At 65.8% G+C, this 24469-nt stretch carries 28 protein-coding genes and 1 pseudogene; 16 read left to right on the forward strand and 13 right to left on the reverse strand.

Annotated elements, in window-relative coordinates; genetic code table 11:
• Nucleotides 1-13 precede the first annotated feature (13 nt).
• Nucleotides 14-610 (forward strand): NADPH-dependent F420 reductase, encoded by a 597-nt coding sequence (locus KVT39_RS11935; RefSeq protein ID WP_217589133.1) that lies wholly within the window; start codon nt 14-16, stop codon nt 608-610.
• 250 nt (nt 611-860) lie between these two features.
• Here the strand turns inward: KVT39_RS11935 and KVT39_RS11940 are convergent, their stop codons facing one another.
• The 3 genes from KVT39_RS11940 to KVT39_RS11950 form a co-directional block, all read right to left on the reverse strand.
• Complete coding sequence (locus KVT39_RS11940) at nt 861-2300, reverse strand: MFS transporter (RefSeq protein WP_217589134.1); 1440 nt, start codon at nt 2298-2300, stop codon at nt 861-863.
• 146 nt (nt 2301-2446) lie between these two features.
• Nucleotides 2447-3598 (reverse strand): CaiB/BaiF CoA-transferase family protein, encoded by a 1152-nt coding sequence (locus KVT39_RS11945; protein ID WP_217589135.1) that lies wholly within the window; start codon nt 3596-3598, stop codon nt 2447-2449.
• 7 nt (nt 3599-3605) lie between these two features.
• Complete coding sequence (locus tag KVT39_RS11950) at nt 3606-4547, reverse strand: hydroxymethylglutaryl-CoA lyase (RefSeq protein WP_217589136.1); 942 nt, start codon at nt 4545-4547, stop codon at nt 3606-3608.
• Between the two features lie 138 nt (nt 4548-4685).
• On the opposite strand from KVT39_RS11950, the gene KVT39_RS11955 reads away from it, so the two are divergent.
• A complete protein-coding gene (locus tag KVT39_RS11955; RefSeq protein ID WP_217589138.1) occupies nt 4686-5603 on the forward strand; it encodes a LysR family transcriptional regulator in 918 nt (305 codons plus the stop codon).
• A 70-nt stretch (nt 5604-5673) separates the two neighbouring features.
• On the opposite strand, the gene moaD is transcribed toward KVT39_RS11955, so the two are convergent.
• From moaD to fdhD, 5 genes are all read right to left on the reverse strand, one after another.
• Nucleotides 5674-5931 carry a molybdopterin converting factor subunit 1 gene (moaD, locus tag KVT39_RS11960; protein WP_217589139.1) on the reverse strand — a complete coding sequence of 86 codons (258 nt, stop codon included), beginning with the start codon at nt 5929-5931 and terminating at the stop codon, nt 5674-5676.
• Between the two features lie 67 nt (nt 5932-5998).
• Nucleotides 5999-6571, reverse strand: coding sequence for a molybdenum cofactor biosynthesis protein MoaE (locus KVT39_RS11965; protein WP_217589140.1), 573 nt, complete (start codon nt 6569-6571; stop codon nt 5999-6001).
• Between the two features lie 46 nt (nt 6572-6617).
• Nucleotides 6618-7742, reverse strand: a complete 1125-nt coding sequence (moaA, locus tag KVT39_RS11970) for a GTP 3',8-cyclase MoaA (protein ID WP_217589141.1) — start codon at nt 7740-7742, stop codon at nt 6618-6620.
• Between the two features lie 199 nt (nt 7743-7941).
• A complete protein-coding gene (gene glp, locus KVT39_RS11975; RefSeq protein WP_217589142.1) occupies nt 7942-9156 on the reverse strand; it encodes a gephyrin-like molybdotransferase Glp in 1215 nt (404 codons plus the stop codon).
• Nucleotides 9153-10025: a formate dehydrogenase accessory sulfurtransferase FdhD gene (gene fdhD, locus KVT39_RS11980; RefSeq protein WP_175747990.1), complete on the reverse strand. Its 873-nt coding sequence runs from the start codon at nt 10023-10025 to the stop codon at nt 9153-9155. The genes glp and fdhD overlap by 4 nt, the downstream gene beginning before the upstream one ends.
• Nucleotides 10026-10447: 422 nt before the next feature.
• Here fdhD and KVT39_RS11985 point away from each other — a divergent pair, with 422 nt between their 5' ends.
• From KVT39_RS11985 to KVT39_RS12005, 5 genes are all read left to right on the forward strand, one after another.
• A complete protein-coding gene (locus tag KVT39_RS11985) occupies nt 10448-11848 on the forward strand; it encodes a cytochrome ubiquinol oxidase subunit I (protein WP_217589143.1) in 1401 nt (466 codons plus the stop codon).
• Nucleotides 11849-11851: 3 nt separating this feature from the next.
• Nucleotides 11852-12859 carry a cytochrome d ubiquinol oxidase subunit II gene (cydB, locus tag KVT39_RS11990; protein ID WP_034184514.1) on the forward strand — a complete coding sequence of 336 codons (1008 nt, stop codon included), beginning with the start codon at nt 11852-11854 and terminating at the stop codon, nt 12857-12859.
• A gap of 163 nt (nt 12860-13022) precedes the next feature.
• Nucleotides 13023-13943 carry a bestrophin family protein gene (locus KVT39_RS11995; RefSeq protein ID WP_131947248.1) on the forward strand — a complete coding sequence of 307 codons (921 nt, stop codon included), beginning with the start codon at nt 13023-13025 and terminating at the stop codon, nt 13941-13943.
• Between the two features lie 94 nt (nt 13944-14037).
• Nucleotides 14038-14631, forward strand: coding sequence for an SMI1/KNR4 family protein (locus KVT39_RS12000; RefSeq protein WP_034184512.1), 594 nt, complete (start codon nt 14038-14040; stop codon nt 14629-14631).
• Between the two features lie 83 nt (nt 14632-14714).
• Complete coding sequence (locus KVT39_RS12005) at nt 14715-15101, forward strand: VOC family protein (RefSeq protein ID WP_034184511.1); 387 nt, start codon at nt 14715-14717, stop codon at nt 15099-15101.
• A gap of 120 nt (nt 15102-15221) precedes the next feature.
• Here KVT39_RS12005 and KVT39_RS12010 read toward each other — a convergent pair whose 3' ends face one another.
• Complete coding sequence (locus KVT39_RS12010; protein ID WP_217589145.1) at nt 15222-15560, reverse strand: nuclear transport factor 2 family protein; 339 nt, start codon at nt 15558-15560, stop codon at nt 15222-15224.
• A gap of 214 nt (nt 15561-15774) precedes the next feature.
• Between KVT39_RS12010 and KVT39_RS12015 the strand changes: the two genes are divergently transcribed.
• Complete coding sequence (locus KVT39_RS12015) at nt 15775-16188, forward strand: VOC family protein (protein WP_217589147.1); 414 nt, start codon at nt 15775-15777, stop codon at nt 16186-16188.
• 117 nt (nt 16189-16305) lie between these two features.
• On the opposite strand, the gene trpS is transcribed toward KVT39_RS12015, so the two are convergent.
• Nucleotides 16306-17319: a tryptophan--tRNA ligase gene (gene trpS / locus KVT39_RS12020; protein WP_034184508.1), complete on the reverse strand. Its 1014-nt coding sequence runs from the start codon at nt 17317-17319 to the stop codon at nt 16306-16308.
• Nucleotides 17320-17527: 208 nt separating this feature from the next.
• A complete protein-coding gene (locus tag KVT39_RS12025; RefSeq protein WP_165948094.1) occupies nt 17528-17683 on the reverse strand; it encodes a hypothetical protein in 156 nt (51 codons plus the stop codon).
• 330 nt (nt 17684-18013) lie between these two features.
• Here KVT39_RS12025 and KVT39_RS12030 point away from each other — a divergent pair, with 330 nt between their 5' ends.
• The 3 genes from KVT39_RS12030 to KVT39_RS37975 all read left to right on the forward strand — a co-directional run bounded on the left by KVT39_RS12030 (nt 18014) and on the right by KVT39_RS37975 (nt 20032).
• Complete coding sequence (locus KVT39_RS12030) at nt 18014-18403, forward strand: hypothetical protein (protein WP_217589148.1); 390 nt, start codon at nt 18014-18016, stop codon at nt 18401-18403.
• A 107-nt stretch (nt 18404-18510) separates the two neighbouring features.
• Nucleotides 18511-19611, forward strand: a complete 1101-nt coding sequence (locus KVT39_RS12035; RefSeq protein ID WP_254640457.1) for a DUF6396 domain-containing protein — start codon at nt 18511-18513, stop codon at nt 19609-19611.
• A gap of 43 nt (nt 19612-19654) precedes the next feature.
• Entirely contained in the window at nt 19655-20032 is a 378-nt protein-coding gene (locus tag KVT39_RS37975; protein WP_254640489.1) for a hypothetical protein, read from the forward strand.
• A 48-nt stretch (nt 20033-20080) separates the two neighbouring features.
• On the opposite strand, the pseudogene KVT39_RS37980 reads toward KVT39_RS37975, so the two are convergent.
• Nucleotides 20081-20311 (reverse strand): annotated as a pseudogene (locus KVT39_RS37980) (HipA N-terminal domain-containing protein); the annotation flags it as partial.
• A 233-nt stretch (nt 20312-20544) separates the two neighbouring features.
• Here KVT39_RS37980 and KVT39_RS12045 point away from each other — a divergent pair.
• From KVT39_RS12045 to KVT39_RS12060, 4 genes are all read left to right on the forward strand, one after another.
• Complete coding sequence (locus tag KVT39_RS12045; protein ID WP_217589150.1) at nt 20545-21195, forward strand: hypothetical protein; 651 nt, start codon at nt 20545-20547, stop codon at nt 21193-21195.
• A 94-nt stretch (nt 21196-21289) separates the two neighbouring features.
• Nucleotides 21290-21625: a RebB family R body protein gene (locus tag KVT39_RS12050; protein ID WP_034184505.1), complete on the forward strand. Its 336-nt coding sequence runs from the start codon at nt 21290-21292 to the stop codon at nt 21623-21625.
• A 190-nt stretch (nt 21626-21815) separates the two neighbouring features.
• Complete coding sequence (locus KVT39_RS12055; protein WP_217589151.1) at nt 21816-22211, forward strand: RebB family R body protein; 396 nt, start codon at nt 21816-21818, stop codon at nt 22209-22211.
• A gap of 196 nt (nt 22212-22407) precedes the next feature.
• Nucleotides 22408-22731, forward strand: a complete 324-nt coding sequence (locus KVT39_RS12060; RefSeq protein WP_034184504.1) for a RebB family R body protein — start codon at nt 22408-22410, stop codon at nt 22729-22731.
• Nucleotides 22732-22812: 81 nt separating this feature from the next.
• Here KVT39_RS12060 and KVT39_RS12065 read toward each other — a convergent pair whose 3' ends face one another.
• On the reverse strand, nt 22813-23622 hold the full coding sequence (locus KVT39_RS12065) for a Crp/Fnr family transcriptional regulator (RefSeq protein ID WP_243712491.1): 810 nt from the start codon (nt 23620-23622) through the stop codon (nt 22813-22815).
• 273 nt (nt 23623-23895) lie between these two features.
• On the opposite strand from KVT39_RS12065, the gene KVT39_RS12070 reads away from it, so the two are divergent.
• Nucleotides 23896-24453: an RNA polymerase sigma factor gene (locus KVT39_RS12070; protein ID WP_217589152.1), complete on the forward strand. Its 558-nt coding sequence runs from the start codon at nt 23896-23898 to the stop codon at nt 24451-24453.
• Nucleotides 24454-24469 lie beyond the last annotated feature (16 nt).

The following is a 24469-nucleotide window of genomic DNA, read 5'->3' on the forward strand; positions in this document are numbered from 1 at the left end:
GAAGGAGAAACATATGAGTTACGCAATCATTGGCTTCGGCAAGATTGGCCACGCACTTGCCAAGGCGTTCGCCCGCAACGGTATCGAAGTGGCCGTTGCAACCACGCGCGACCCGAAAAGCTTTGCAGCCGAGGCAGCCGCGATCGGACCCACGATTATTCCCAAAACCCTGACCGAAGCCGTCAAGGCGGACATCATCTTTTTGGCAGTTCGTTTCGAGTCGCATCCGGAGGTCGCAAAAGCACTGCCCGACTGGACGGGGAAGACCATCGTCGACGCGATGAACACGCAGGCACCGCTCGAGGAACTGAGCGGTCTCCCGTCCTCTGCCTTCGTCGCGAAGGTGTTCACCGGAGCCAGGCTGGTGAAAGGCTTCAACCATCTGGTCGCGGCCGTCCTTGATCAGGATCCGGCCGTCCACGGTGGCAGGAGAGTCGTGTTTCTCGCGAGCGACGATGACGGCGCCGCAGCGACGATTGGCGAGCTTGCGGAAAATCTCGGTTTCGCGCCAATCAAACTTGGCGGGCTTTCGGAAGGTGGACTGCTTGTGCATGCGCGCGGGAAAAGCTGGGGGCAGCTGATCTTCAAGGACTTGATCAAGTTCGACTGATGACAACGGCTTCCGGCTATTTCGCTGAGTCGACGGGTTCTATTGCGTGGAGGGCTCTGCATCGACCTGCATCAATCACGCCGCGGATCTCGACGCGCATCGGCGCCGCCGCGATGGTCGTGTTCGCCACGGAAGCGGTGAAGCGGCGGCATTGAAGATTGCAGTTGCGTGAGCGTCCGATGGCGTTGGAGTTCGTCCGGACAGTGCAGCATGCGTTCGCCACCCGGCGAACCCCGCGTGTCGCCCGGCCTCAGCGATTGAGTTCTTCGAGCCGCAGGCCGTTGGTCCTCGGACCGAACGCGCCGATGATCACGGCCACCAGGAGCATGAACACCGTGATCCCGGTGAACACGCCGGGCACGCCAAAATCCTTCAGCAGTGCCGCGATGACGAAGCCCGACATCATCGCGCCGATGCGGCTGGCCGAATACACGATGCCGCTCGCGCGGGAGCGCACCTCGGTCGGGAACAGTTCGCACTGGTATGCGTGAAACGACACGGAAATCGTCTGCCCGGCAAGGCTGATCAGCACGCCGAGCAGGATGAGCGGCACGACGGATTTCATCTGCCCGAATGCCAGCCCGCAGACGATCACGACCAGCGCACCGCCGACGATCAGGTGCTTGCGCTGGATCCGGTCCGCGTACAGCATCGCGAGCAGCGGCCCGGCCGGCATCGCGAACGCGATGATGAACGAGTACAGCAGGCTCTTCGTCACGGTGATGCCCTGGCCGATCAACAGCGTAGGGACCCAGTTCGCGAATCCGTAGTAGCCGATTGCCTGGCAGAAGTTGAACGCAATCAGTATCAGGAGACGGGAACGATAGGGCGCGCGCCACAGCGCCGCGAAGGCCGTGCGCGGAACCGTGGGCCGCTCGCTGGCCGGCCCGGGCGGCGGCAGTGGCATGCCCGACTCGCGCTCGGCGATCGCTTCCATCCGGCTCACGATCAGCCCGCTCTGTTCGGCATCGCCATGTGCGGCCAGCCACCGCGGGCTTTCGGGCACGGCCCGGCGGATGAACCAGACGATCACGGCGCCGGCCGAGCCGGCCAGCACCACGACACGCCAGCCGTCGAGACCGAACACCGTCGTGGGGACGAGCCACCACGACAGGATCGCCGCGACAGGGGCGGCGGCGAACATCACCACCTGGTTGAACGCGATCGCACGGCCGCGCATCCGCTGCGGCACCAGTTCGGTCACGTAGGTGTCGATCGTGACGATCTCCAGCCCGACGCCGATGCCGGTGATGAAGCGCCACAGCAGCACGCCCTCGGGCGTCGTCTGGAACGCCATGATGGCCGAGCCGATCGAGTACCACAGCAGCGAGTACGTGAACACGGCGCGGCGTCCGTAGCGGTCCGGCATCCAGCCTAAGCCGAACGTGCCGACGAACAGCCCCGCGAAGGTTGCCGCGATGAAGGCGGCGATGCCGGTGAAGCCGAAGAACGCTTGCGTGGTGGTCTGCAGCAGGCCGCTCTTCGCCATTCCCGGGGCGATATAACCGGTGAAGATCAGGTCGTAGATTTCGAAAAAGCCGCCAAGCGAAATCAGCAGCACGAGCATCCACAGATGCCGGGTGACCGGCAACCGGTCCATGCGCGTGGAGACGTCCGCGCCGGTGTGGATGCCGGCACGTACCTGCGGCGTATCGAGCGGGGCACTGCCCGCGGTGACGGTCTGATGCATGTCTGTCTCCTGACTTTTCCGACCGGCGGCATGCTTCTCCGAGATGCCTGCCTTGATAAAGGGTTATAGGCGTGCGCGGCGCGTATGAGGCACCGGATTCCGGACGACTGTCGCCAAGCCCGTGCGCGGCGGGCGCAGACAACCGCTCATGCGGCCGCGCTGCGCTTCAGCCGTGCGAGCACTTCCTGCGTATGCTCGCCGATGCACGCGAGCGCCTGGCGCACGCCGGGCCGCCGTCCGCCCATCGTGATCGGCAGCAGGACGACATCGGTCGTGCCGCCGTCGTCGGTCTGCATCGGCACCAGGCCGCCGCTCGCTTTCAGGTGCGGATCGTCGAGCAGTTGCTCGGGACGGACGATCGGCGCATAGGGGATGCCGGCCGCTTCGAGCTTCGGCGCCAGGTCGGCGGCGCGATGGTCTTTCAGGATGGCGCCGAGCCGTTCGAGCAGCCGCGGCCGCACGGCTACCCGCAACGCGTTGGTGGCGAACTCGGGTTCGGCGGCGAGGTCGGGGCATGCGAGCACATCGCACAGCGTGACGAACTGCCGGTCGCTTACCGCACCGATGAACAGTTGCTCGCCGTCGGCGAGCGTGAACACGTCGTAGACGCTCCACGCCGACACGCGCGCGGGCATCGGCGGCGGCGGTTCGTGCGTCATCGCATATTGCTGCATGTGCTGCGCGCACAGAAACACGCAGTTTTCGAACAGCGCGCTTTGCACTTCCTGCCCGCGACCGGTGCGCTCGCGTTCGCGCAGCGCCGCGAGCACGCCGATCGCGCCGAACATGCCGCCCATGATGTCGTTGACCGACGTGCCGGCGCGCAGCGGCCGGCCGACCGGCCCCGTCATGTACGACAGCCCGCCCATCATCTGCACGACTTCGTCGAGCGCGAGGCGCCGGTCGTACGGGCCTGGCAAAAAACCCTTGTGCGATACGTAGACGAGCGCCGGATAGCGTTTCGACAGCGTGTCGTAGTCGAGGCCGAGCGTCGTCATCAGGCCGGGGCGAAAATTTTCGAGCATCACGTCGCAGGTGCCGATCAGTTCGATCGCGGCTTCCTTGCCTTCGGGTGTATGGAGATCGAGTACGACGCTCTTCTTGTTGCGGTTGAACGAACGGAAGAAGCCGATGCCGAGGCCGGGCAGGTTGCGCGTCTTGTCGCCGCCGGGCGGCTCGATCTTGATCACTTCGGCGCCGAGATCGGCGAGGATCATCCCGCACGTCGGCCCCATGACCATGTGCGTGAATTCGATGACGCGAACGCCGTCGAGCGGAAGTCGGGTGTCGTGGTTCATGACGATCTCAGTCGGTGGTGGCGGGCGCGGCGGCGTGGGTGGCGGGCAGGCCGGCGCGCCATAGCGCACCGTGCAGCGTTTCGCCGTCCAGCCAGCGCGCGACCTTCGCGCGCAGCATCAGCAGCGCGGCAATGTCGATGCCGGTATCGATGCCCATGTCGGCGAGCATGAACGCGAGGTCTTCGCTCGATGCGTTGCCGCTTGCGCCTGGTGCATGCGGACAGCCGCCGATGCCGGCAAGCGTCGCATCGAAGCGGGCGACGCCCGTTTCGAGCGCCGCATAGACGTTCGCGAGCGCGAGGCCGCGGGTGTCGTGAAAGTGGCCGCACCAGAAGCGCTCGCCGGCGATGGCGCGCGCCTTCTCGAACAGCGTGCGTACGGCGGCCGGCCCCGCATAGCCGACCGTATCGGCGATGCTCACGCGATCGGCGCCCGCGTCGAGCAGCGCGTGCAGGTAGTGCAGCACGTCCGACTGCTCGACGCGGCCCTGGATCGTGCAGCCGAACGCAGTGCCGATGCCGCCTTCGATCAGCGTCTTCGCGCCGGCCGCGTCGCGCGCGGCGCGGATGCGCGCCACCTCGGCGACGACTTCGTCGGGTGTCTTGCGGAGGTTCGCGACGCTATGCGCGCGGCTCGCCGACAGCGGCACCAGCAGCAGGTCGGCGCCCGTGTCGATCGCGCGCTCCGCGCCCTTGAGATTCGGCACCAGCACCGATACGTGCAGGCCGGGCAGCGTCTTCGCATACGACACCAGTTCGGCCGTATCGGCCAGTTGCGGCAGCAGCCGCGCCGGTACGAACGACCCGACCTCGATTTCACGCTGACCGGCAGCGTACGCGTCGCCGATCCACTCGATCTTGCGTTCCATCGGAAGAATCCGCTGGATGCTTTGCAGCCCGTCGCGCAAGCCGACTTCGCGTATGACCGCATGCTGGGGGAACGACCGCATGTCGCTTGTCTCCGTTGTCTTCGCCAGTGTCGATCGCCGGCGTTGTGCTAACTTTAGACATTCCTGATAGACATTGAGGCGATATTTCGGAACCGTCATGTTTCCGAACCGGAATGTCTGAATGCGTGGAGACGGCGGATGCGCGACATCGATCTGAAAACGCTGCGGCTGCTGGTTGCCGTGTGCGATCACCGCAACATGGCGCGGGCGGCGGAGGCGGCCCATATCGAGCCGTCGGCGATCAGCAAGCGCATCGCGCAACTCGAAAGCGATCTGGGCGTGCCGCTGCTCACGCGCTCGCGGCGCGGCGTCGAGCCGACTGCCGCGGGCAGTGCATTGCTCGAGCACGCGCGCAGCGTGCTCTTCACGATGGAGCGCATCGCGAGCGATGTCGCCGCATTCGGCGGCGGGCTGAAGGGGCGCGTCAGCATCTGTGCGTCGGCGTCGGCGATCGCGGAGGCGCTGCTCGACGACATTTCGTCGTTCATGCGCGAACCGGCCAACGAGAACATCCGGGTCGACGTGGAAGAGCGCCTGTCGTCCGAGCTTGTTCGGCAGTTGCGCGAGGGCGCGGCGAGCGTGGGCGTGTGCTGGGACAACGTCGACCTGCAGGGCTTGCAGCACCGGCCGTATCGGCAGGACCGGCTCGCGCTTGCCGTGCATCGCGATCATCCGCTCGCGAACGAACCGTCGCTGCGCTTCGAGCAGACGTTAGGCTACGAACACGTCGGGCTGTTGCCGTCGACCGCCGTCCACACGATGCTTCAGCGCGCGGCTGCCGATGCTGGCACGCCCGTGTCGTATCGCGTGATCGTGTCGAGCTTCGATGCGGCGTTTCGCGTCGTCGCCGCGGGGCTCGGGATCAGTGTCGTGCCGGTGGAAGTTGCGGAGACCTATCGGCCGGTGTTCGGCATCAAGGTGATCCCGCTCGTCGATGCGTGGGCGAAGCGCCGGTTCGTCGTCTGTTTCAGGAGCTTCGACGCGCTGCAGCCGGCTGCGCAACGGATGGTCGACTATCTTGCGAGCCGGGCCGCGACGTCGACCGCCCGGCCGTGATTATCAACTCCCGCGGGCGTGTGCTGCACGGGGCGACCGATGTCATGACGAATTGCGGCCCATCGTCATGTCACCCGCCCGTCACCGGCGGAAAAAACGCCACTTCGCTATCTTCCCGCACGACGAAACCGCCCGTCACCATCTCGAGATTCACGGCTGCCCGCACCGGCCGGTCCACCCGCAACGCTTCCGCGCTACGAACGTCGCGCGCGGCCAGCGTACTGCGCAGCGCGTCGACAGTAAGTTCGCGCGCATCGATCTCGACGATTTCCTCGTCGGTTTCGAGTTGCTCGCGAATGCTTGCAAAGTATTTGATCGTCAGTTTCATCGCGATGTCTTGAGTGGAATCGGAATCGGCGGAATCGGCGGAATCGGAAAACGTGAGGCGCGCGCGGTCATCCCCAGCGCCGCATCGCCTGATCGTCGTGCACCTTCGCCTCGACCCAGCCCGATTCGCCGTCGTGCCGGATCTCCTTCTTCCAGAACGGCGCGTGGGTCTTCAGGAAGTCCATCAGGAATTCGCACGCATCGAACGCGGACCCGCGATGCGCGGCAGCCACCGCGACCAGCACGACCGCCTGGCCGAGCGGGATGCGCCCGACGCGGTGCACGATCCTGACCGCTTCGAGCCGCCAGCGCGCGCTGGCTTCCTCGACGATGCTCCACAGGGCCTGTTCGGTCATCGTCGGGTAGTGCTCGACCTCGAGCGCGACGACGTCGTCGACGTCGCCTTCGTTGCGCACGACACCGAGGAAATTCACGACCGCGCCGACATTCGGATTGCGAACGATCGGTGCTAGCTCGGCACCTGCGTCGATCGCAGCGTACTGCACGCGCACTTCGAAGCCGGCAGAAATTGCCGGCGGCGGCTCGGTGTGCGGTTCGGTCGTGTCGGCGGAATGGGAATGACTGCCGGCGCGCAGCGGATCGTCCGGCAGCCCGGCGCGGGATTCGGTGAAGCTCGTCATCACGGTTCTCCTGTAGGCGGTGCGTCCTGTATCGCGCGGCGGCCCATCAGCCGCCGACGAGCGACATGCGCACGGTCGGATAGGTCTTGCCCGGCGCGCGGGCCGGCCGTGCGGCCCGGCGCTCGGAATAGCGGTCGTCGCGCCGCGTCCAGCGATCGCGCACGGCGGCGGCGAGGGTGTCGACCGGCGCCGCATCGTCGAGCCACGGCCGCAGGTCGGTGCCCTGGGTCGCGAACAAGCACGTATAAAGCTTGCCGTCGGCCGACACGCGTGCGCGCGAGCAGGTGCCGCAGAACGGATGCGACACGCTCGCGATGAAGCCGACCTCGCCGGCACCATCGATGTGCGCGCAACGGATTGCGGTCGCGTCGTGCCCCGGTTCGCCGACGAGCACGAGCGGATAGTGCTCGTCGATCAGCTCGCGCATGCGCGCGGCCGGCACGACCTTGTCGCCGGACCAGAAGCTCGCGCCGCCGACGTCCATGTACTCGATGAAGCGCACGGCCACGCCGGTATGCCGGAAGTGACGCACGAGCGGCAGGATCTGGTCGTCGTTCGCGCCGCGTTCGATCACCGCGTTGACCTTGACCGGCGCGAGCCCGGCCGCATGCGCGGCTTCGATGCCGGCCAGCACGCGCGACACGGGCACGTCGGCGTCGCTCATCCGGCGGAATACCGCGTCGTCGAGCGCATCGAGGCTGACGGTCACGCGCGACAGCCCCGCGTCGCGCAGCGCGCGTGCTTTCGCGGCGAGCAGCGAACCGTTGGTCGTCAGCGCGATTTCGATGGGCTTGCCGTCGACGGTCGTCAGTGCGGCCAGCCGTTCGATCAGCGCTTCGAGATTGCGGCGCAGCAGCGGCTCGCCGCCGGTGATGCGGATTTTCTCGACACCGAGCGACGTGAACGCGCGTGCGATCTTTTCCAGTTGCGCGAACGACAGCCGCTCGGACGACGGCATGAATGCGTAGCCGGCGCCGAAGCTTTCGCGCGGCATGCAGTAGCCGCAGCGGAAATTGCACTGGTCGATCACGGACAGGCGCAGGTCGCGCAGCGGGCGGCCGAGCGTGTCGGTCGTGCGGGGGAAGGCGCCGGGCGATGCGCCGCCGGAGCAAGCGGCGGCGGCCGGCGCGGCGGAAACGATGGCATTCACGATCGGTTCGTCGGCCTGCATGAAGTAAGCGGAGGGGCGTCGCCGATCGGCCGCGTGCGTGCCGACGTATCGGCGCACAGGTCGTGGCGAGCCTCATCGTGAGCATAGTCCGCCGGACTTTTCCGGCAGGGACACAATCGTGCCCGAATTGCAGGAATACAGTTCGCCGTGCGGGGTGCGCGGCGAATGCTCAGTATCGGGCGGCTATCAGGCGTCGCGATCATGCTAGCCAGTGCGCGAATTCGTAGTACGGTACCGCGTCGCCGCGCGCGATGCGCTTCCCGGCCGGCAGCCGCGCGAGCCCGCTCGCCTGCACGAGCGATTGCAGCGTGCCGGCGCCTTGCTGCCGCAGCGTGTCGAGCACGGCCGAGCCGTCGGCGCCGATGGTGCAACGCACGCGCACGAAGCGCTCGCGCTGCGCATCCGGCTCGAAGTCGATGTCGATCGGCAGCGACGGCACGGTCGGCATGCACGCGTCGCGCCTCTGCAGGCAGCGGATCAGCGGCGCGACGAACAGCGCGAACGCGGTCATCGCGGCGCCCGGATTGCCGGGCAGCAGCACGACGGGCCGCGCGTCGAGCCGCGCGAGCGCGACCGGCTTGCCGGGTTTCATGCGCACGCCGCCGACGACGAACGATGCGCCGAGCGCGGTCAGCGCGGGGCGCAGCAGGTCCTTGTCGCCGACCGACGCGCCGCCGACGCAGATCACCAGATCGCAACACGCGTGCAGGTCGCGCAGCGCGCGATCGACGGCGGGCGCCGTATCGGCCGCGTGCAGGCTCATTGCAACGCCGGCACCGGTTCCCGATACCAGCGCGGCGAGCATCGGCGCATTGCTGTTGTAGATCTGCTGCGGCGCACGCGGCTGCCCGCACGCGACGAGTTCGTCGCCGGTCGTCAGGATGCCGACGCGCAGCGCCGGGCGCACGTCGATGCGCGCGAAACCTTGCGCGGCGGCCACGCCGACGTGCATCGCGCCCATCCGCACGCCGGCCGGCACGAGCAGGTCGCCGGCACGCACTTCCTCGCCCCGGCGGCGGATGTGCGAGCCGCTGCGCTGCGGCGCGTCGAATGCGACCCAGCCGTCCTGTTCGTGCGCATGCTCCTGCATTACGACTGTATCGGCGCCGGCCGGAATCAGGCTGCCGGTGAAGATGCGTGCGGCCGTGCGCGCGGCCAGCGGCGCGGGCGTGTCGCCCGCATAGCAGCGCTGCGCGACGCGCAGCGGCTCGCCGTGCGCGAGATCCGCGTGACGCACGGCGTAGCCGTCCATCGCGCTCTGGTCGGCCGGCGGCTGGTCGAGCAAGGCGGTCAGCGGCGCGGCCAGCACGTGGCCGGCCGCGTCTGTCACCGGAACAGAGGTGGCCGCAGCAAGCGGTGCGAACGCGCCGGCGAAATGCTGCTGCGCGGTGTCGAAATCGATCAGTTGTTTCATGACGAGAGAGCCGGATGCGCTTGCGAAAGCGCCGGTTGGTCGGGATGGGCGGCGTCGGGCGACACGTATTCGACGAAGCCGTCGTTGCGGCAGAAGCCGAGCAGCCGCACGCCGGCTTCGCGAGCGACGTCGATCGCCAGCGACGTCGGCGCGGAGATCGTCGCGATCATCGGGATCCCGACCCGCGCGGCCTTGCGCACCAGTTCGTAGCTCGCGCGGCTCGACAGGAACACGAAACCCGCGCGCAGGTCGGCGCGGCGCCGCGCGAGGCGGCCGATCAGCTTGTCGAGCGCGTTGTGGCGGCCGACGTCCTCGAACACGTCGAGCACGGCGCCATCGCGGTCGCACCATGCGGCCGCGTGGATGCCGCCCGTCTCGCGCATCAGCGTCTGGCGGGCCGGCAACGCGCGCGCGGCGCGTGCGATCGCGTCGGCGCCGATGCCGGCGGCCGCGCCGGCGGCATCGATGCGCGGCGGATGCAGGTCGAGCTGCGCGATGCTTTCGATCCCGCATACGCCGCAGCCCGTGCGGCCGGCCAGCGCGCGGCGGTGCGCCTTCAGTGCCATGAACGCCTGCTGCGACACGGTGAGCCGCACTTCGGCGCTGCCGGGCCGGCATTCGCTCTCGATGTCGAACACGTCGGACGCGCGCTCGACGATGCCTTCGCTCAGCGCGAAGCCGAGCCCGAACGCGTCGAGGTCGATCGGCGTCGCCATCATGACCGTGTGCGAGATGCCGTTGAACACGAGTGCAACCGGCGTTTCGTCGACGACGCGATCGACGGTGTCGCGCGTTTCGCCGGCACGATGACGCGTCACAAGACACGCGGTGCTGCCGGTCGGATCGTCGCGGCGGGTGCAGGGCTCCATGCGGTTTTCTCCAGGCGGATCGGCCGGTGTGCCGGCCGGGCCCGGCGCGTACGCCGGGCGACGGGAATCGATGCCGCCGGGCGGGCGCCGAGGGGCGCGCCGTCGCCGCGGGCAGGCGTTGCATCACATGGTAAGGGCGGTGAACAGCGCGCCGCAGGCACAGCGTCGCAACGCGGAAAGCAGTACAGCTGACCACGCCGCAGGCGCGAAATGTGTTTTCCGTGCACACATCCTCGCCGACGGAACCATCACAGTTTCAGCGCACGTTCGAGTGATTGCGAGTATCGTGGCAAACGCGATATCGTCATTCACGCTTCGATGCCATGCGAATGATCGTTTGTGTTCGCATGTGTTGTCGCCAAGCCGTCGCGCGATTTCCTGCTTCGGGCGGACGTTCTCACAATCACGAGCAAATTACGGTCATGGAAATCTTCGATGCGTTCCATCTCGCACGATTGCAATTCGCGTTCACGGTGTCGTTCCACATCGTGTTTCCCGCGATCAGCATCGGCATGGCGAGCTTCCTGGCGGTGCTGGAATGGCGTTATCTCGTCACCGGCGACGCCGCTTACAAATCCATGTTCCAGTTCTGGTCGAAGATCTTCGCGATCGGCTTCGGGATGGGGGTGGTGTCCGGCGTCGTAATGGCCTACGAGTTCGGCACGAACTGGGCCGGCTTCTCGCGCGTCGCCGGCAACATCACGGGGCCGCTGCTCACGTATGAAGTGCTGACGGCGTTCTTCCTCGAAGCCGGCTTCCTCGGCGTGATGCTGTTCGGCTGGCAGCGCGTGAGCCCACGCGCGCACTTCTTCGCGACGCTGATGGTCGCGGTCGGCACGCTGATCTCGACGTTCTGGATTCTTGCATCGAACAGCTTCATGCAGACGCCGCAGGGCTACAAGATCGAGAACGGTCTCGTCGTGCCGGTGGACTGGTTCAAGGTCATCTTCAATCCGTCGTTCCCGTATCGCCTCGTGCACATGACGATCGCGGCGTTCATCGTCGCGGGCTTCATCGTCGCCGCGTGCGGTGCGTGGCACCTGCTGAAGGGGCGCCGCGACGAGCCGGTGAAGCGCAGCTTCTCGATGGCGCTGTGGATGCTGCTGCTGCTCGCGCCGATCCAGATCGTCGTTGGCGACGCGCACGGGCTGAATACACGCGAATACCAGCCGGCGAAGATCGCGGCGATCGAGGGGCTGTGGGAAACCGAGAAGGGCGGCACTGCGCTGAACCTCGTCGGGCTGCCCGACATGCAGGCCGAAACCACGCGCTATGCGATCCAGGTGCCGCACCTCGGCAGCCTGATCCTCACGCACAGCTGGAGCGGCGAAATCCGCGGGCTGAAGGAATTCTCGCCGCAGGACCGTCCGTATTCGCCGATCGTGTTCTGGACGTTCCGGATCATGGCCGGCCTCGGGATGCTGATGCTGCTGACCGCGCTGCTCGGGCTGCTGCTGAGAAAGGGCGGGCGCCTGTATGAAACGCGCTGGTTCCAGTGGTTCGTGGTGGGCATGGGGCCGTCGGGCATCGTCGCGCTGCTGGCCGGCTGGATCACGACCGAGGTCGGGCGGCAGCCGTGGACCGTGTACGGCGTGCTGCGCACCGTCGATTCGGTCGCGCCGCTCAGCGCGCAGCAGGTCGGCGTGTCGCTGCTGATCTTCGTGGTCGTGTATTTCCTGGTATTCGGAACGGGTATCTACTACATGATGAAACTGATGAAGCGCGGGCCGGCTGCCCAAGCCGGGTACATCGAGCTGCACCGGCATCCGGGGCTGCGCAAGAGCGCGCTGTCCACGCCGCTGAACGTCACCGAAGCGGAGTAAGCCATGCAAATCGATCTTCCTGTCGTGTGGGCCGCGATCATCGGCCTCGGCGTGTTCATCTACGTGATGCTGGACGGCTTCGATCTCGGCATCGGCCTGCTGTTCCCGTTCTTCGATGCGAAGGCCGAGCGGCAAGTGATGCTCGACACCGTCGCGCCGGTGTGGGACGGCAACGAGACGTTCCTGGTGCTCGGCGGCGCGGGGCTCTACGGCGCGTTCCCGGTCGTGTATTCGACGCTGCTGCCCGCGAATTACCTGCCGCTGGTGCTGATGCTGGTGGGGCTGATCTTCCGCGGCGCGGCGTTCGAACTGCGCGCGAAGGCGACCCGCACGCAACACATGTGGGATCTTGCGTTCATCGGCGGCTCCGCGCTCGCGGCGTTCTGCCAGGGGATCGTGCTCGGTTCGCTGCTGCAGGGCATCAAGATCGAGAACAACCAGTTCGCGGGCGGTCCGTTCGACTGGCTGTCGCCGTTCAGCCTGCTGTGCGGGATCGGCGTGCTCGTCACGTATGCGACGCTCGGCTGCGGCTGGCTGATCCTGAAGGTCGACGGCGAACTGCAGCGCAAGATGCGACTGCTGATGAAGCCGCTCGCGGGCGTGCTGCTCGGCGTGATGGCCGTCGTCAGCCTGTGGACCGTGATCGGGCTGCCGGCCGTCGCGCACCGCTGGTTCGGCAGCGGCAACCTCGGCTGGTTCCTGCCGGTGCCGGTCCTCGTCGTCGCGTGCGTGTGGGGCATCTTCCACACGGTGAAGCGCCAGCACGAGGCCACGCCGTTCCTGCTGACGCTCGCGCTCGTGTTCCTCGGCTACACGGGGCTCGTGATCAGCATCTGGCCGAACATCGTGCCGCCGTCGCTGACGATCTGGGATGCGTCGTCGAGTCATTCGAGCCAGCTGTTCGCGCTCGTCGGCACGGTGATCGTGCTGCCGATCATCCTCGTGTACAACGCGATGCAGTACCGCGTGTTCCGCGGCAAGGTGCGCGAGGGCGACATCGGCTATCACTGAGCGGCGCGCGATGTGACGGGGCGCAGTGTGCGCGGGCGTATCATCGCGCGCAACGCGGCCCCGGCACGGCCCCTGCCCGAAAGCGGCCCGCCACGCGCGGGCCGTTGCGCATCGGGTGCGGGCGTTCCGTGTTGCGTATTCCTTTGTCAGTCGAGAAACAATCATGATCGTCAGACCAAGACAAAACTGGCTCAGGATGCTGTTCGTCTGGAACGGCTCCGTGCTGCAATCGATCATTCCGCAACTGGTGTTCATGGCGATCGTCAGCACGCTGGCGGTCTTCACGAACGGGCGCATCTTCGGCGAGAAGATTCCGCTCAACACCGCGCCGTTCACGCTGTTCGGGCTCGCGCTCGCGATCTTCCTCGCGTTTCGCAACAACGCGAGCTTCGAGCGCTTCAAGGAGGCGCGGCATCTGTGGGGCAACCTGCTGATCGCGGCGCGCAACGTGACGTCGCAACTGAATCGCTACCTGCCCGACAGCGTCGGCGATGCCGAGCGCAACCGGCTCGCCGATCTGCTGATCGCGTTCACGTATGCGCTGAAGCATCAGCTGCGCCATACCGATCCGACCGAAGACCTGCAGCGCATCCTCGGCGCGGAGCGCGCCGGCGCGCTCGCACGCAAATGCTTCAAGCCGGTCGCGATCCTCGACGAGCTGCGCGGCGGCATCGTCCGCGCGCTGGGCCGCGTGCCCGGCAGCGATGCGACGTGCTGGATGTTCGACACGCAGCTCGACGAACTGGGCAAGTCGGTGGGTGGTTGCGAACGCATCCTGTCGACGCCGATCCCGTTCTCGTACAGCGTGCTGCTGCATCGCACCGTGTATGCGTACTGCGTGCTGCTGCCGTTCGGCCTCGTCGATTCGACGGAGTTCTTCACGCCGCTGATCTGCGTGTTCATCTCGTACACGCTGATCGCACTCGAAGCGATCGCGAACGAGGTCGCCGAACCGTTCGGCCTCGCGCCGAATGCGCTCGCGCTCGATGCGATGACGCGCACGATCGAGCGGTCGGTGCTCGAACTGGGCGACCGCGCGATGCCGGAGGAATTCGAGCCGGCGTCGACGTACCAGATCACGTAGGCGGGCGCAACGGATCGGTTATCCGGTCGGCAAAGCGGGCTGCGGCGGGCGCTAGAATGGCGCTTGCCCGTTTCACGAACCCGGACCTGACGCGATGACCCTCGTCGACACCTATCTGGCCGGCCTGCGCGCCGCGCTGCCCGACGCCGACAACGCGGCGCTCGCCGCCGCCACCGGCGCGATGCCCGCGCAACTCGACGCGCTGCGCGCCGCGTATCCGCAATGCCCGGCCAGCCTGCTCGAACTGCTCGGCAAACTCGACGGCACGTACTGGCGCGACTACGGCGGCACGACGATCAACGTGCTGGTGCTGGGCTCCGACGTCTACGAATATCCGTACTACCTGCTGTCGGCCGAGCAGATGCTCGACGAAGCCGCGAAGTACCGCGACAGCATCGCGGACATCTACGGCGACGACGCGAACGACGACGGCGAACTCGTCGATCCGCGCATCGACATCGCATTGCCGATGAGCCGACGTCTGTGTTTCTCGCATTGCATGAACAACGGCGGCACGTCGCAGCTCTACATCGATTTCGATCCCGCGCCCGGCGGCAAGGTGGGGCAGGTCGTGCGCTTCCTGCACGACCCCGACAGCTACGCGGTGATCGCCGACGACTTCGACGGCTACCTGCGCCAGCTGATCGACGGCGGTTATGCGTTTGTCATCGATTTCGACGAAGAATAGCGGCGGGGGCGTTGCCTGTTATCGACGATGCGGCGTGACCGGGCGCACGGCGATTGCCGGTTGCCGCTTCAGGAGAGACTGACATGCGAATCTACGTGACGAGTATTTTTGTCGACGATCAGGACAAGGCGTTGACGTTCTATACCGACAAGCTCGGGTTCAGGCTGAAGAACAATATCCCGGTGGGCGACTATCGCTGGCTGACCGTCGTGTCGAAGGACCAGCCGGACGGCACCGAGCTGCTGCTCGAGCCGAGCAGCCATCGTGCGGTGGGGCCTTACAAACAGGCGCTTTACGAGGACGGTATCCCGGCGGCTTCGTTCCAGGTCGACGATCTCGATGGCGAATTCGCGCGGCTTACCGCGCACGGCGTGCGGTTCACGCTGGAGCCGATGGATGCGGGGCCCGTGCGCGTTGCCGTGATCGACGATACGTGCGGCAACCTCATTCAACTGATGCAGATGAAGTAGCGCGTCGCGCGGGCTCGCTCAGAGCGCTGCGACCGGCGGCGCGTCGTGCGTCCAGCTGCGTTCCTGCAAGCGGCTCCGGATGCGCCACCCGCATTCGGTCCGCATCAGCGGATCGCGATGTCACAGGCCGACGAAGCACACGCGATCGTCGTCCGCTTCGTCGGCCGAGATCATCATCACCTGGCCGGCGGTGCGCGCGGTCGCGGCGTCGCCGTCGACGATCAGCAGCGCCGTCGAGATCGTGTGCTGCGTGGCGCGCATCGTCGATGTCGCCTGCTTCGGATAGGCCGCGATTTCCGCGCGGTTGCCGACCGGGCCGCCGAATGCTGTGTAGTCGAGCATCGCGTTGGCTGCGAACAGCCGCTCGAATTCGCGCCAGTCCTGGAGGTCGACCGCGTGGCAATAGTGCGTCAGCAGATCCTGGATCTCCAGCCGGTCGATCGCTTCCTGCGGCGTCATGGTGTCGTGGGTGGGCGTGGATGACGGGGAAACGATAGCGGGTGCGCGTGGGTGTGGCATCGGCGGAGTGGACTAAGGGCCTGTCCGCAATTGGCGGGAGCGGTTGGCGGCGGTCTGTGTCAGCACGATCGCCGTTCGTCCGTTAGCGGGCGGGGACTTTGGTGTGATACGCCACGCTTGTGTAGACTCATGCTCGTTCAACGGAGCAAACACCATGCAACTTCTCGATCACGTGTCCATCGGCGTTCCGGATATCGAGCAGGCACGCCCCTTCTACGATGCCGTCATGGCCGCGCTCGGTGCATGCAAGGTCTATGACCGGGGCGCCGCACTCGGTTACGGCGAACGTTGCAATGCCAACGACACCGCATCGACCTTTCTGGCGGTTTATCTGGATCCCGCTGAAGTCGGGACGAGCAAGCGACACTGGTGCTTCAAGGCCGCTACCCGCGAGCAGGTGCACGCATTTTTCGAGGCCGGCCTGTCTGCCGGCGGCCAGTCCGACGGCGACCCGGGATTGAGGCCGCACTACCATGCCGACTACTACGCGGCCTTTCTGATCGACCCTGCCGGCAACCGGATCGAGGCAGTGTGTCACGCTGCTCCGTCGGAGACCGAGCGGGCGTGACGGCGCCGATCGGTGACTGACCGCCTGTGGAATGGCCTTGTGCCGATCGGGGCCTGACAAGCCGCTTCGAAATTCCGCCGCGCATCGTCACCGGGTCGCGTTTGCCGCCCACGCCGCTCAATCGAAATACGTGAGCCCCAGCGCCCCCTTCACCTCCGCGAGCGTCGCACCCGCGACTTCCCGCGCGTGCATCGTGCCGCGCTTCAGGATCGCCATCACCTCGCCCTTGTCGGCCTCGAACTCTCGGCGGCGCGCACGGATCGGCTCGATCAACGACTGCAGCCGTTCGTTCAGCACGCGCTTGACGACGCTGTCGCCGAGCCCGCCGCGCCGATAGTGCGCCTTCAGCTCATCGACCTTCTGCACATCCGGCTCGAACGCATCGAGGAACGTGAACACGACATTGCCCTCGACCTGGCCGGGGTCGCTCACGCGCAGGTGGTTCGGATCCGTATACATGTCCTTCACGGCCTGCGCGATCTCGTCCGGCGTCGCGCCGAGCGTGATTGCATTGCCGAGCGACTTGCTCATTTTCGCCTTGCCGTCGATGCCCGGCAGCCGCGTGACCGACGACAGCACGGCCTCGCATTCGACCAGCACCGGCTGGTCGACGGTCGCGTTGAAGCGGCGCACGAGTTCGTTGGTCTGCTCGATCATCGGCAACTGATCGTCGCCGACGGGTACGTGCGTCGCCTTGAAAGCAGTGATGTCGGCCGCCTGGCTCACAGGGTAGGTCAGGAAGCCGGCCGGGATGTCGCGCTCGAAGCCGCGCAGGCGGATCTCTTCCTTGATGGTCGGATTGCGTTCGAGGCGCGCGACCGTGACGAGATTGAGCAGGTATTGCGACAGCTCGGCGAGCTCGGGCACCTGGGACTGCACGACGATCGTCGAGATCGCCGGATCGATGCCGACGGCGAGATAGTCGAGCGCGACCTCGATCACGTTCTCGGTGACGCGCTGGCGGCGGCCCATGTTGTCGGTCAGCGCCTGCGTATCGGCGAGCAGCAGGAATTGCCGTGCTTCATGCTGCATCTGCACGCGTGCGCGCAGCGAGCCGATGTAGTGGCCGAGATGCAGCGGGCCGGTCGTGCGGTCGCCGGTAAGGATGGTCGGGCGGTTCGGGTGGGTCATGGTGTCGTTGGCTCCGGGTTGTCGAAGCCGCCAGCCATGATGTCGGCGCAGAAACGCAAATGCCGCCATGGCTGGCGGCATCACGTTTGGGACATGCAAAAGGAAACGGGCCGCCTGGGTCAGGCGCGCCACCAGCAATGCAGGTTCGGCAGGGCAGGTTTGGTTTCCATCGCGAAAGTATAGCGCAGCGCGGGGACGGCCATGCGCGTCAGCGCAACACCGATTCCATCGCGAGGTACGCGGTTTCGGCGGACGGCCACAGCAGGTACAGCAGGCCGGCCATCAGCAGCAGCGCGCCCGCGCGCACCAGCGGCGTGCGGTCTTTGTTGCGCGGGGGGCGGATGGGTTGATTCGGTTTCTTCATGCTTGCAGGCGCGCGATGCGCCACTCCAACGGTTGCTGCAACGGGTCGGGTGGGGGCGACGCCGGGGTGTTGCGGGGAAACGGGCGGTGCACAGTGGCGTGGGCGGCTGCGCGACGTAAAAAAGGGGATGATCAGATGGTCCGCTCGGGTTCCGGAACGCATGCTGCGCGTCACATATTGCGAGGCGACGCGCATGCTATCAGTTTGGCGGTTCATGAACCGTCAAGAATTGTCGGGCAATGGCCGGGTTAAAGCGCGGTCGGACGCGGGACGTTTTCCGTCGGGTATCTGAAATATTAAAAGTTTCAATAAAAATTGCCCGACCCGGACATGGCGCCGATGCTACCGTTGCCGACGGAGTCGATCGCGGCTCGGTACAGGGAAATCTACATCCACAGTAAACTGCCGCCGATCGACGACGGCTTCTTCACGTTGGGCAGTGCCAACCTGAATTTGCGGAGCATGGCGGTTGATGCCGAGATCAACGTGGGCAGCGATGATCGTGCCAAGAGTACCGATCTGCGGAGGCGCGTTTGGAATCTGCATACCGGTGGCAAACATGATGGCAGCGACGGCAGTCCCGTCGTCATCACGGAAACGTTCATGAAGTGGCAAAAACTCATGGATTCGAATGCCAGACGACGGAAGCGCGGTCTAGAGCCGGCGGGCTTCCTGATGGCATTTCAAGACGATCGTACGTCCAGCGTTCGGCTGGCCTAGCGCACTTTCAGATCATGCGGGTTCCGATGAGTTCTACAACGTCTAAACGATTGCGCCTGGCGGGCGTGTTTTCCGTCTCCCTGTTCTTGGCTTGTACCGCTTGCTCGATGAAGGATTCCCTTCCGCGAAATATGTCGCTCGACGCTTTCAACCCGCATCGCGAGACGTTTGATTGCGTGCACGAAGCCGCTGTCGTTCCAGCCGTGGATCCAGAGGCGGATCGCTGGAATCAGCAGGCGATGAAGATGACAAGCGCACTATTGTGGCCGAACCAGCGCGACTATGCTGGTGCCGTCGCGCTATGGAGCAAGGCTGCCGAGCGCAAGCACTGGAAGGCAATGCTGAATCTTGCGAATGCGTACGCTCAAGGACTGGGGGTCGATCGCAATACCGAGCGTGCGGTGCAGATCACCGAGCAGGGAATGAAGCTGGGCATACCTGCGGCCTACGATCTGATGGGCACGTACTATATGAACGGAGTTGGAGTAAAGCAGGATGCCAGCCGGGCATATGCATTCTGGCAACTTGCTGCGGACAAGGGCAGCCCGAGTGCGATGGCTTATTTGGGCGGCAAGATGGACGCGCTCTATGACGATCCGAAGGCAGGCTTCTGGGGCAACCGCAAGATCGCACTCCAAATGCTTGAATGTGCCGTCGCACAAGGAAATGGGCGGGCGGCATATGAGTTGGGGACGACAATTGCGGGCGATCGAGCCGAGTTGAGCGAGAACAACGAACGCGCACTCAAGACTTTGCACGCGGGCGTGAAATTCGGCAGTGCAGAGAGTGCCGGATGGTTAAGTGCGTCGTTCGGTAAGGGAGATGCGCTGGTCGGTCATGTCAAGGATGAAGCACGCGCCGAACGCTACGGAGTTCTTGCCGATCGCCTTGAGCGAGATCCCGACCTGCGTCTGCCGAATCTGGACAAGGTGGTGCCGCTGCCGCCGGCCAAATTGCCCAAGTGGGACGGCAACAAGGAGACGTTGATCAATGCGGCGAAGGTGGTGATGTCGGTGCCGGCAACACCTTCCAAGGTCGCGGTGCATCCGGTCTCGCTAGGTACCGGTCGAGCACACGTGCCCGATGGTTACATGCTGCCCGCGACGCCTCCCGCGGGCGTGCCTCCGCAGGCAGAAACGACCGCCGCCCCTGTCGGCGGCTACTGGCTCGCACAACTGACGTATCCGACCGCCGAACGTCATTTCTGAGGACGGTCGCATCTTCTTCCATTACGTCGGCGACGCGATTCCCATGCCCGCGCAACAGGCGGAATCGCATTCCCGCGTAGCGCAAGGCATTGCGCGCCACCGAATTTCCCGATCTGCCGTTCAGTGTCGAGGCACGCGCGCGTGTCCGGTGACGGGCGTCTGGCAGGCCAGCGCGACGGACGATCATCGTCGGGCGGCCACGTTCAATCAGTGGTATCGCCAGGCCTGCGTCATGCGGGGGGACACGTTCCCCGATCCGCGGGCCATGCATCTGGACGTATCGCCGGCGGACGTGACGTGGACGTGGTGGAACGAGGCCAATCGCTTCGGGTTCGCGAAGCTGCCTCAGGTCAGCGATCGGAAAAGCGCGATGACGCAGTTTGCGCTGCTTTACCCAGAGCGATTCAACATCGGAATCTGAGTCCTAACCCGCCTCGCACACGGAATTCCGGATACCTCCGAGTGCTGCCGCCGCTTCCCGCTCGCCTTCGGCGAGCAGCGTGAGCGCGCCGGCCGATTCGCGTCCGAAGTATGCGAGCAGGCCCCAGGCGTCGCCTGTGTCGCCTTTAGCGTCGCGCGCGAGCGACATGCGCGTCCCTTCCTCCGGCAGCAGATTGTCCAAGAACCGCTGGACCGGGCGATCGGTCGACGTATCGATGCACGCTTCCACGCGCAGCCCGAACGTCGGCGACATCCGGTACCCGACACACGCAGCCGCCGCGCGCCGGCGACCGACTTCACAGACCCGTCGCACCCTTCGTCCCTGCAGCAGTCCTGCCGAAATTTCCGGCAAGGCCGTCGCGCATCCATTTCCCGGAGAACACCATGCGATATCCATTGCAGCACGCCGACCAACGCGCGTCGGCGCCGCGTCCATCCGAACCCGAACCGCACGCACCGGCGCCGCGGGCGGACATCGAGGAGGTGTGAGCCATGAGCAGCGAAGCACTCGACCCCCTGCTGCGGCAGTTTGCGGAGAAGCGCTTGGGACGGCCGCTCGAGCCGGGCGAAGAACAGGCGCTGCTGGAGCGGCTGCCGGGCAGGCACGGGAACCCGCCGGCGCCGGCCGCCGGCACGGCCACGCAGGCGAGCGCCGCGAACCCGCCATTACCGCGGTTGAAAACCCGGCAGGAGGCGCGCGAGCAGGTCAAGCATTTTCTGCAGCTCAACCAGCAGAAAGCGTACGAGAAGATGCGCGGCATCCTGCAGACGATCGACGCGCAGAACGAGACGACCCTCGGCATGCTGGCGTCGGAACAGCAGAAAGTGTCCGGCGTACTCGACGCGCACGAGCCGCCGGGCGACGCGCAGGCTTCCGGCACGGCGGATATCCAGGACAGCACCCGCCAGGCGCTGGCGATGATCGGCGAACAGCTGACGGGCCTTATCCGGCAGGAAATCGAAGCCTGCTTCCGGCAATACGTCGATTCGCTCGCCGACCGGCTCGCCGTACGGCTCGACGCGATAGACGGCCGGCTGCAAAGCGTCGGCGCCGGTCCGACCGAACTGTCCGAACCGACCGCGCCGGGTGCTGCCGCCACCGCTGCCGTTCACGATACGCCCGGCCCAGCGTCCATGGAGTAGCACGCGGGTCATGCGGCTGAAGTCGAGCGGCGGAACGCGAAACTGGCCGGCCCCGATGTGCGATCTCTCAACTACGTGAATCAAGGAGCAAAAAATGGGTGATAAGTGTCAAGTGTGCCAGGTCAATCCTGCGATTACCGATGCCGTCACGCAGGTCAACGTCAAGGTGGTCGCCGAGGCGCCGGCAATGGCGATGGGCTCGCTGTACCAGGCCCAGAGCCATTCGCTCAGCATCCTGTTCGAGAACGCGGTGCAGCAGCAGTCGCAGGCCGCGATCCAGTCGCAGACGTCGACGAACGTGGGGACGATGCAGCTCTACACGATCGGGCCGGAAAGCGCGGGTGCGGCCGCCACGGAAATCGGCTCGAACGGGATCATCTCCCTGCTGGCCGACGTGATCGCGATCGGGAAGGCGGTGGCCCACACCTAAGGCACCGTCGCAACGCCGTGGTCGAGCGGCGGCGCAAGCGGCACGAGCCGCCCATGCCGCCGCCCTGCCGCGGATCCGCGGCACGGCCGCCGGCGCTTGAACAGCGGTGCCGCGCGGTGTTCCGGAGCAACCGACAGAACGGGCCGAGCCGATTCGATGCGGCGCCCGTTCGCAAACCAGGAGAAACACGATGGCAAATGACGCAAACGCGAACGCCGAAGACCCGAGGGTCCCGAATGACCCGAAGGATCCGAAGGACCCCTGCAACTGCAAGACATGCACGGTCAACGCCGCGATCACCGACGCGGTCACGCAGACCAACGTCAAGGTGGTGGGCGAAGCGCCCGCGATGGCGACGGGCTCGCTGTACCAGGCCCAGAGCCATTCGCTCAGCGTGCTGTTCGAGAACGCCGTGCAGCAGCAGTCGCAGGCCGCGGTCCAGCTGCCGACCTCGACGAACGTGGGCACGATGCAGCTCTATACGCTCGGGCCGGCGAGCGCCGGCGCCGCCGCGACGGAAATCGGCTCGAGCGGCGTGCTTTCCGTACTGGCTGACGTGCTCGCGCTCGGCAAGGCGCTCGCCTGACGCGTAACCGGGCGTCGACGCCGGGCGGCAGCCTCGATCCCCGTGGCTGCCGCCCGGCACCCGACCCCGTGTCGACGCCCGCGACGGCGAGCGCGCGCGGCGCATCGACGGCACCGTGCGGTGAGCATCGCCGACCGGCCCACTCATGCTTTCGCCGTGACTGCGCCGCAGCGGCGAGCAAACCAGGAGTAACGACATGACGGAACAGGTTTCCGCCGCGATTACCGATGCAGTCACGCAAGCCAACGTCAAGGTGGTGGGCGAATCCCCGGCCGTGGCCTTGGGCACGCTCATGCAGTCGAACAGCCATGCGTCCGCGATCCTGCTTCACAACGCGGTGCAGATGCAGGCGAACCAGGCGGCGTCCAACCTCGCCGCCACGACCGTCGGCATCATGCAGCTCTATGCCGGCTCGCCGGTGGCGGCCGCAGCCGCGGCGCGCTCGGCAAACGACAACTTTGCGTCGCAGCTGGCCGCCATCGCGCAGTTGATGAACGCCATCAGCCACTGGCGCGGCTGACCTTCACCGCGCGCCGCGCAACCCGGCGCGCGCAACCTTCCCGCACCGCGTCGCGGCACGACGCACGTGCTTGCCGGGGCGTCAATTGGCGTCGGCGATGTACCGGAGCTGCTCCGGTTTTTCGATCGTCACGCCGTGCTCGTGAAGCCGGATCAGGCCGTCGCGCTGCATCCTCTGCAGGCTGCTGTTCAGCCGCGGCCGGCTGACGTTGAGCATCGCTGCGAGGATGCTCTGGTTCTCCGGCAGCGGCACCTCGAGATCGTTCCCTTGCATGCGGTTCAGCAGATGGCGCGCGAGCCTTGCCTCGAGCCGGTACAGGCACGCCGACTCGACGAAGTCGCTCAACTGATGGATGTGCCGGCACAGCTGCTCGTGGATGCGCTCCATGAAATCCGCGTTGGCCAGCAGCGGCGCGAAGTACTGGCGATGCAGCAGCGAAATGCGGCAGTCGGGGCTCAACTGGGCGGTGAAGCTGCGCCGGTGTGCGCGAATCAGCGTGCTTTCGCCGATGAGTTCGCCCGGCACCGAGTGGCCGAGAATGATTTCGCGTCCGCCGGGTTCGTGCAGCGTCATGTAGACGCGGCCGCGGTGCACGAAGGCGACGAAATCTCCCGGATCGCCCTTGAAGAACAACAGGCGATTGCCGTGTTCGGGCCACGGCGTGACATGCCGCTCGATATGAGCCAGCAGGCTTTCCGGCAGATCGGTGAGTATCGGTATATTGCGCAGCGTTTGAACGTTAGCAAGGGCAGGCATGTTTTCCGTGCAAGGTTGTTTGACGATGCGGCCACCTAGCGAAAAACGCTGCCTTTGGCACTGCGTGAAAAATGAACAATGGAGATAGCCAGATAATCGGCAAGCAGTCCGGATATGGCGGCACTTCGGCGGCAAGGACGCTTGGTCGATCGACGCGGATAGCAGCGTGCCGGCTCGCGAACGCGTCGCGGCGGCAGTCGTTCTTTTTCATCGCAATGCCGTTATTCACGCCCGGCGGCGCGCCTGAAACGACGGATGGGAGCTATGCCGGGGGATTTAAATTTCCGTTCATAATAATCAAGAAAATTTACCGAAGCCGATTATCTTGATAACGGTGTTACGCGGGTAACAGCGCCATTCGCGGCATCGAATCGATTCTGTGTTTTCCATAAAAAAGGAAGGCACGGGATGACAACCTCGAACCAGCACGCTGCCCCGCCGCCCGAGTCACCGGCGCAGCAGCTCGATCGCACATGGCGGGAAATGCAGGGGAAATTGCGGCGCCGCGCGCGCCTGTTGTGCAAGGGCGATATCTACCGTGCCGACGAACTGCTCTCCGATACCGCACTCAAGGTCCATATTTACCTGCAGCGTTCGCCCGAGCGCGTTCAGAACCTGGCCGGCTTTCTGTTTCTGGCGCTGAACCATGCGTTCCTCGATGGCGCGCGCCGCCGTCTCCGCGAAAGCGGCAGGCTCGAATTCGACCCGGACTGGGACGACGATCACACCGTCGAGCTGGCCGGCCACGCGCCGTCGATGGAGCAGCAACTGCTGCTGCGGCAGCTGCTGCTGCGTCTCGAGCAGGCGCTGTCCACGCTCCCGCAGCAGCAGCAGATGCTGTTCACGCTGAAGTTCGAGGAGGACCGGCCCTATCTGAACATCGCGGCGACGCTCGGGATCAACGAGCCGCTTGCCAGAAAGCGCGTCGAGCTGTTGCGCAAGAAGTTGCGCGAGGAACTCGCGTGAGCACGTTCACGAACGC

Origin of the sequence: Burkholderia sp. GbtcB21, from assembly GCF_019091065.1 — a bacterium.
GTDB classification, from domain to species: Bacteria; Pseudomonadota; Gammaproteobacteria; order Burkholderiales; family Burkholderiaceae; genus Burkholderia; species Burkholderia pyrrocinia_C.

Bases quoted from the DNA above. Each gene is read 5' to 3' on its own strand.
- KVT39_RS11935 (WP_217589133.1), top strand. From the start codon at position 14: ATGAGTTACGCAATCATTGGCTTCGGCAAGATTGGCCACGCACTTGCC.
- KVT39_RS11940 (WP_217589134.1), bottom strand. From the start codon at position 2,300: ATGCATCAGACCGTCACCGCGGGCAGTGCCCCGCTCGATACGCCGCAG.
- KVT39_RS11945 (WP_217589135.1), bottom strand. From the start codon at position 3,598: ATGAACCACGACACCCGACTTCCGCTCGACGGCGTTCGCGTCATCGAA.
- KVT39_RS11950 (WP_217589136.1), bottom strand. From the start codon at position 4,547: ATGCGGTCGTTCCCCCAGCATGCGGTCATACGCGAAGTCGGCTTGCGC.
- KVT39_RS11955 (WP_217589138.1), top strand. From the start codon at position 4,686: ATGCGCGACATCGATCTGAAAACGCTGCGGCTGCTGGTTGCCGTGTGC.
- moaD (WP_217589139.1), bottom strand. From the start codon at position 5,931: ATGAAACTGACGATCAAATACTTTGCAAGCATTCGCGAGCAACTCGAA.
- KVT39_RS11965 (WP_217589140.1), bottom strand. From the start codon at position 6,571: ATGACGAGCTTCACCGAATCCCGCGCCGGGCTGCCGGACGATCCGCTG.
- moaA (WP_217589141.1), bottom strand. From the start codon at position 7,742: ATGCAGGCCGACGAACCGATCGTGAATGCCATCGTTTCCGCCGCGCCG.
- glp (WP_217589142.1), bottom strand. From the start codon at position 9,156: ATGAAACAACTGATCGATTTCGACACCGCGCAGCAGCATTTCGCCGGC.
- fdhD (WP_175747990.1), bottom strand. From the start codon at position 10,025: ATGGAGCCCTGCACCCGCCGCGACGATCCGACCGGCAGCACCGCGTGT.
- KVT39_RS11985 (WP_217589143.1), top strand. From the start codon at position 10,448: ATGGAAATCTTCGATGCGTTCCATCTCGCACGATTGCAATTCGCGTTC.
- cydB (WP_034184514.1), top strand. From the start codon at position 11,852: ATGCAAATCGATCTTCCTGTCGTGTGGGCCGCGATCATCGGCCTCGGC.
- KVT39_RS11995 (WP_131947248.1), top strand. From the start codon at position 13,023: ATGATCGTCAGACCAAGACAAAACTGGCTCAGGATGCTGTTCGTCTGG.
- KVT39_RS12000 (WP_034184512.1), top strand. From the start codon at position 14,038: ATGACCCTCGTCGACACCTATCTGGCCGGCCTGCGCGCCGCGCTGCCC.
- KVT39_RS12005 (WP_034184511.1), top strand. From the start codon at position 14,715: ATGCGAATCTACGTGACGAGTATTTTTGTCGACGATCAGGACAAGGCG.
- KVT39_RS12010 (WP_217589145.1), bottom strand. From the start codon at position 15,560: ATGACGCCGCAGGAAGCGATCGACCGGCTGGAGATCCAGGATCTGCTG.
- KVT39_RS12015 (WP_217589147.1), top strand. From the start codon at position 15,775: ATGCAACTTCTCGATCACGTGTCCATCGGCGTTCCGGATATCGAGCAG.
- trpS (WP_034184508.1), bottom strand. From the start codon at position 17,319: ATGACCCACCCGAACCGCCCGACCATCCTTACCGGCGACCGCACGACC.
- KVT39_RS12025 (WP_165948094.1), bottom strand. From the start codon at position 17,683: ATGAAGAAACCGAATCAACCCATCCGCCCCCCGCGCAACAAAGACCGC.
- KVT39_RS12030 (WP_217589148.1), top strand. From the start codon at position 18,014: ATGGCGCCGATGCTACCGTTGCCGACGGAGTCGATCGCGGCTCGGTAC.
- KVT39_RS12035 (WP_254640457.1), top strand. From the start codon at position 18,511: ATGAAGGATTCCCTTCCGCGAAATATGTCGCTCGACGCTTTCAACCCG.
- KVT39_RS37975 (WP_254640489.1), top strand. From the start codon at position 19,655: ATGCCCGCGCAACAGGCGGAATCGCATTCCCGCGTAGCGCAAGGCATT.
- KVT39_RS12045 (WP_217589150.1), top strand. From the start codon at position 20,545: ATGAGCAGCGAAGCACTCGACCCCCTGCTGCGGCAGTTTGCGGAGAAG.
- KVT39_RS12050 (WP_034184505.1), top strand. From the start codon at position 21,290: ATGGGTGATAAGTGTCAAGTGTGCCAGGTCAATCCTGCGATTACCGAT.
- KVT39_RS12055 (WP_217589151.1), top strand. From the start codon at position 21,816: ATGGCAAATGACGCAAACGCGAACGCCGAAGACCCGAGGGTCCCGAAT.
- KVT39_RS12060 (WP_034184504.1), top strand. From the start codon at position 22,408: ATGACGGAACAGGTTTCCGCCGCGATTACCGATGCAGTCACGCAAGCC.
- KVT39_RS12070 (WP_217589152.1), top strand. From the start codon at position 23,896: ATGACAACCTCGAACCAGCACGCTGCCCCGCCGCCCGAGTCACCGGCG.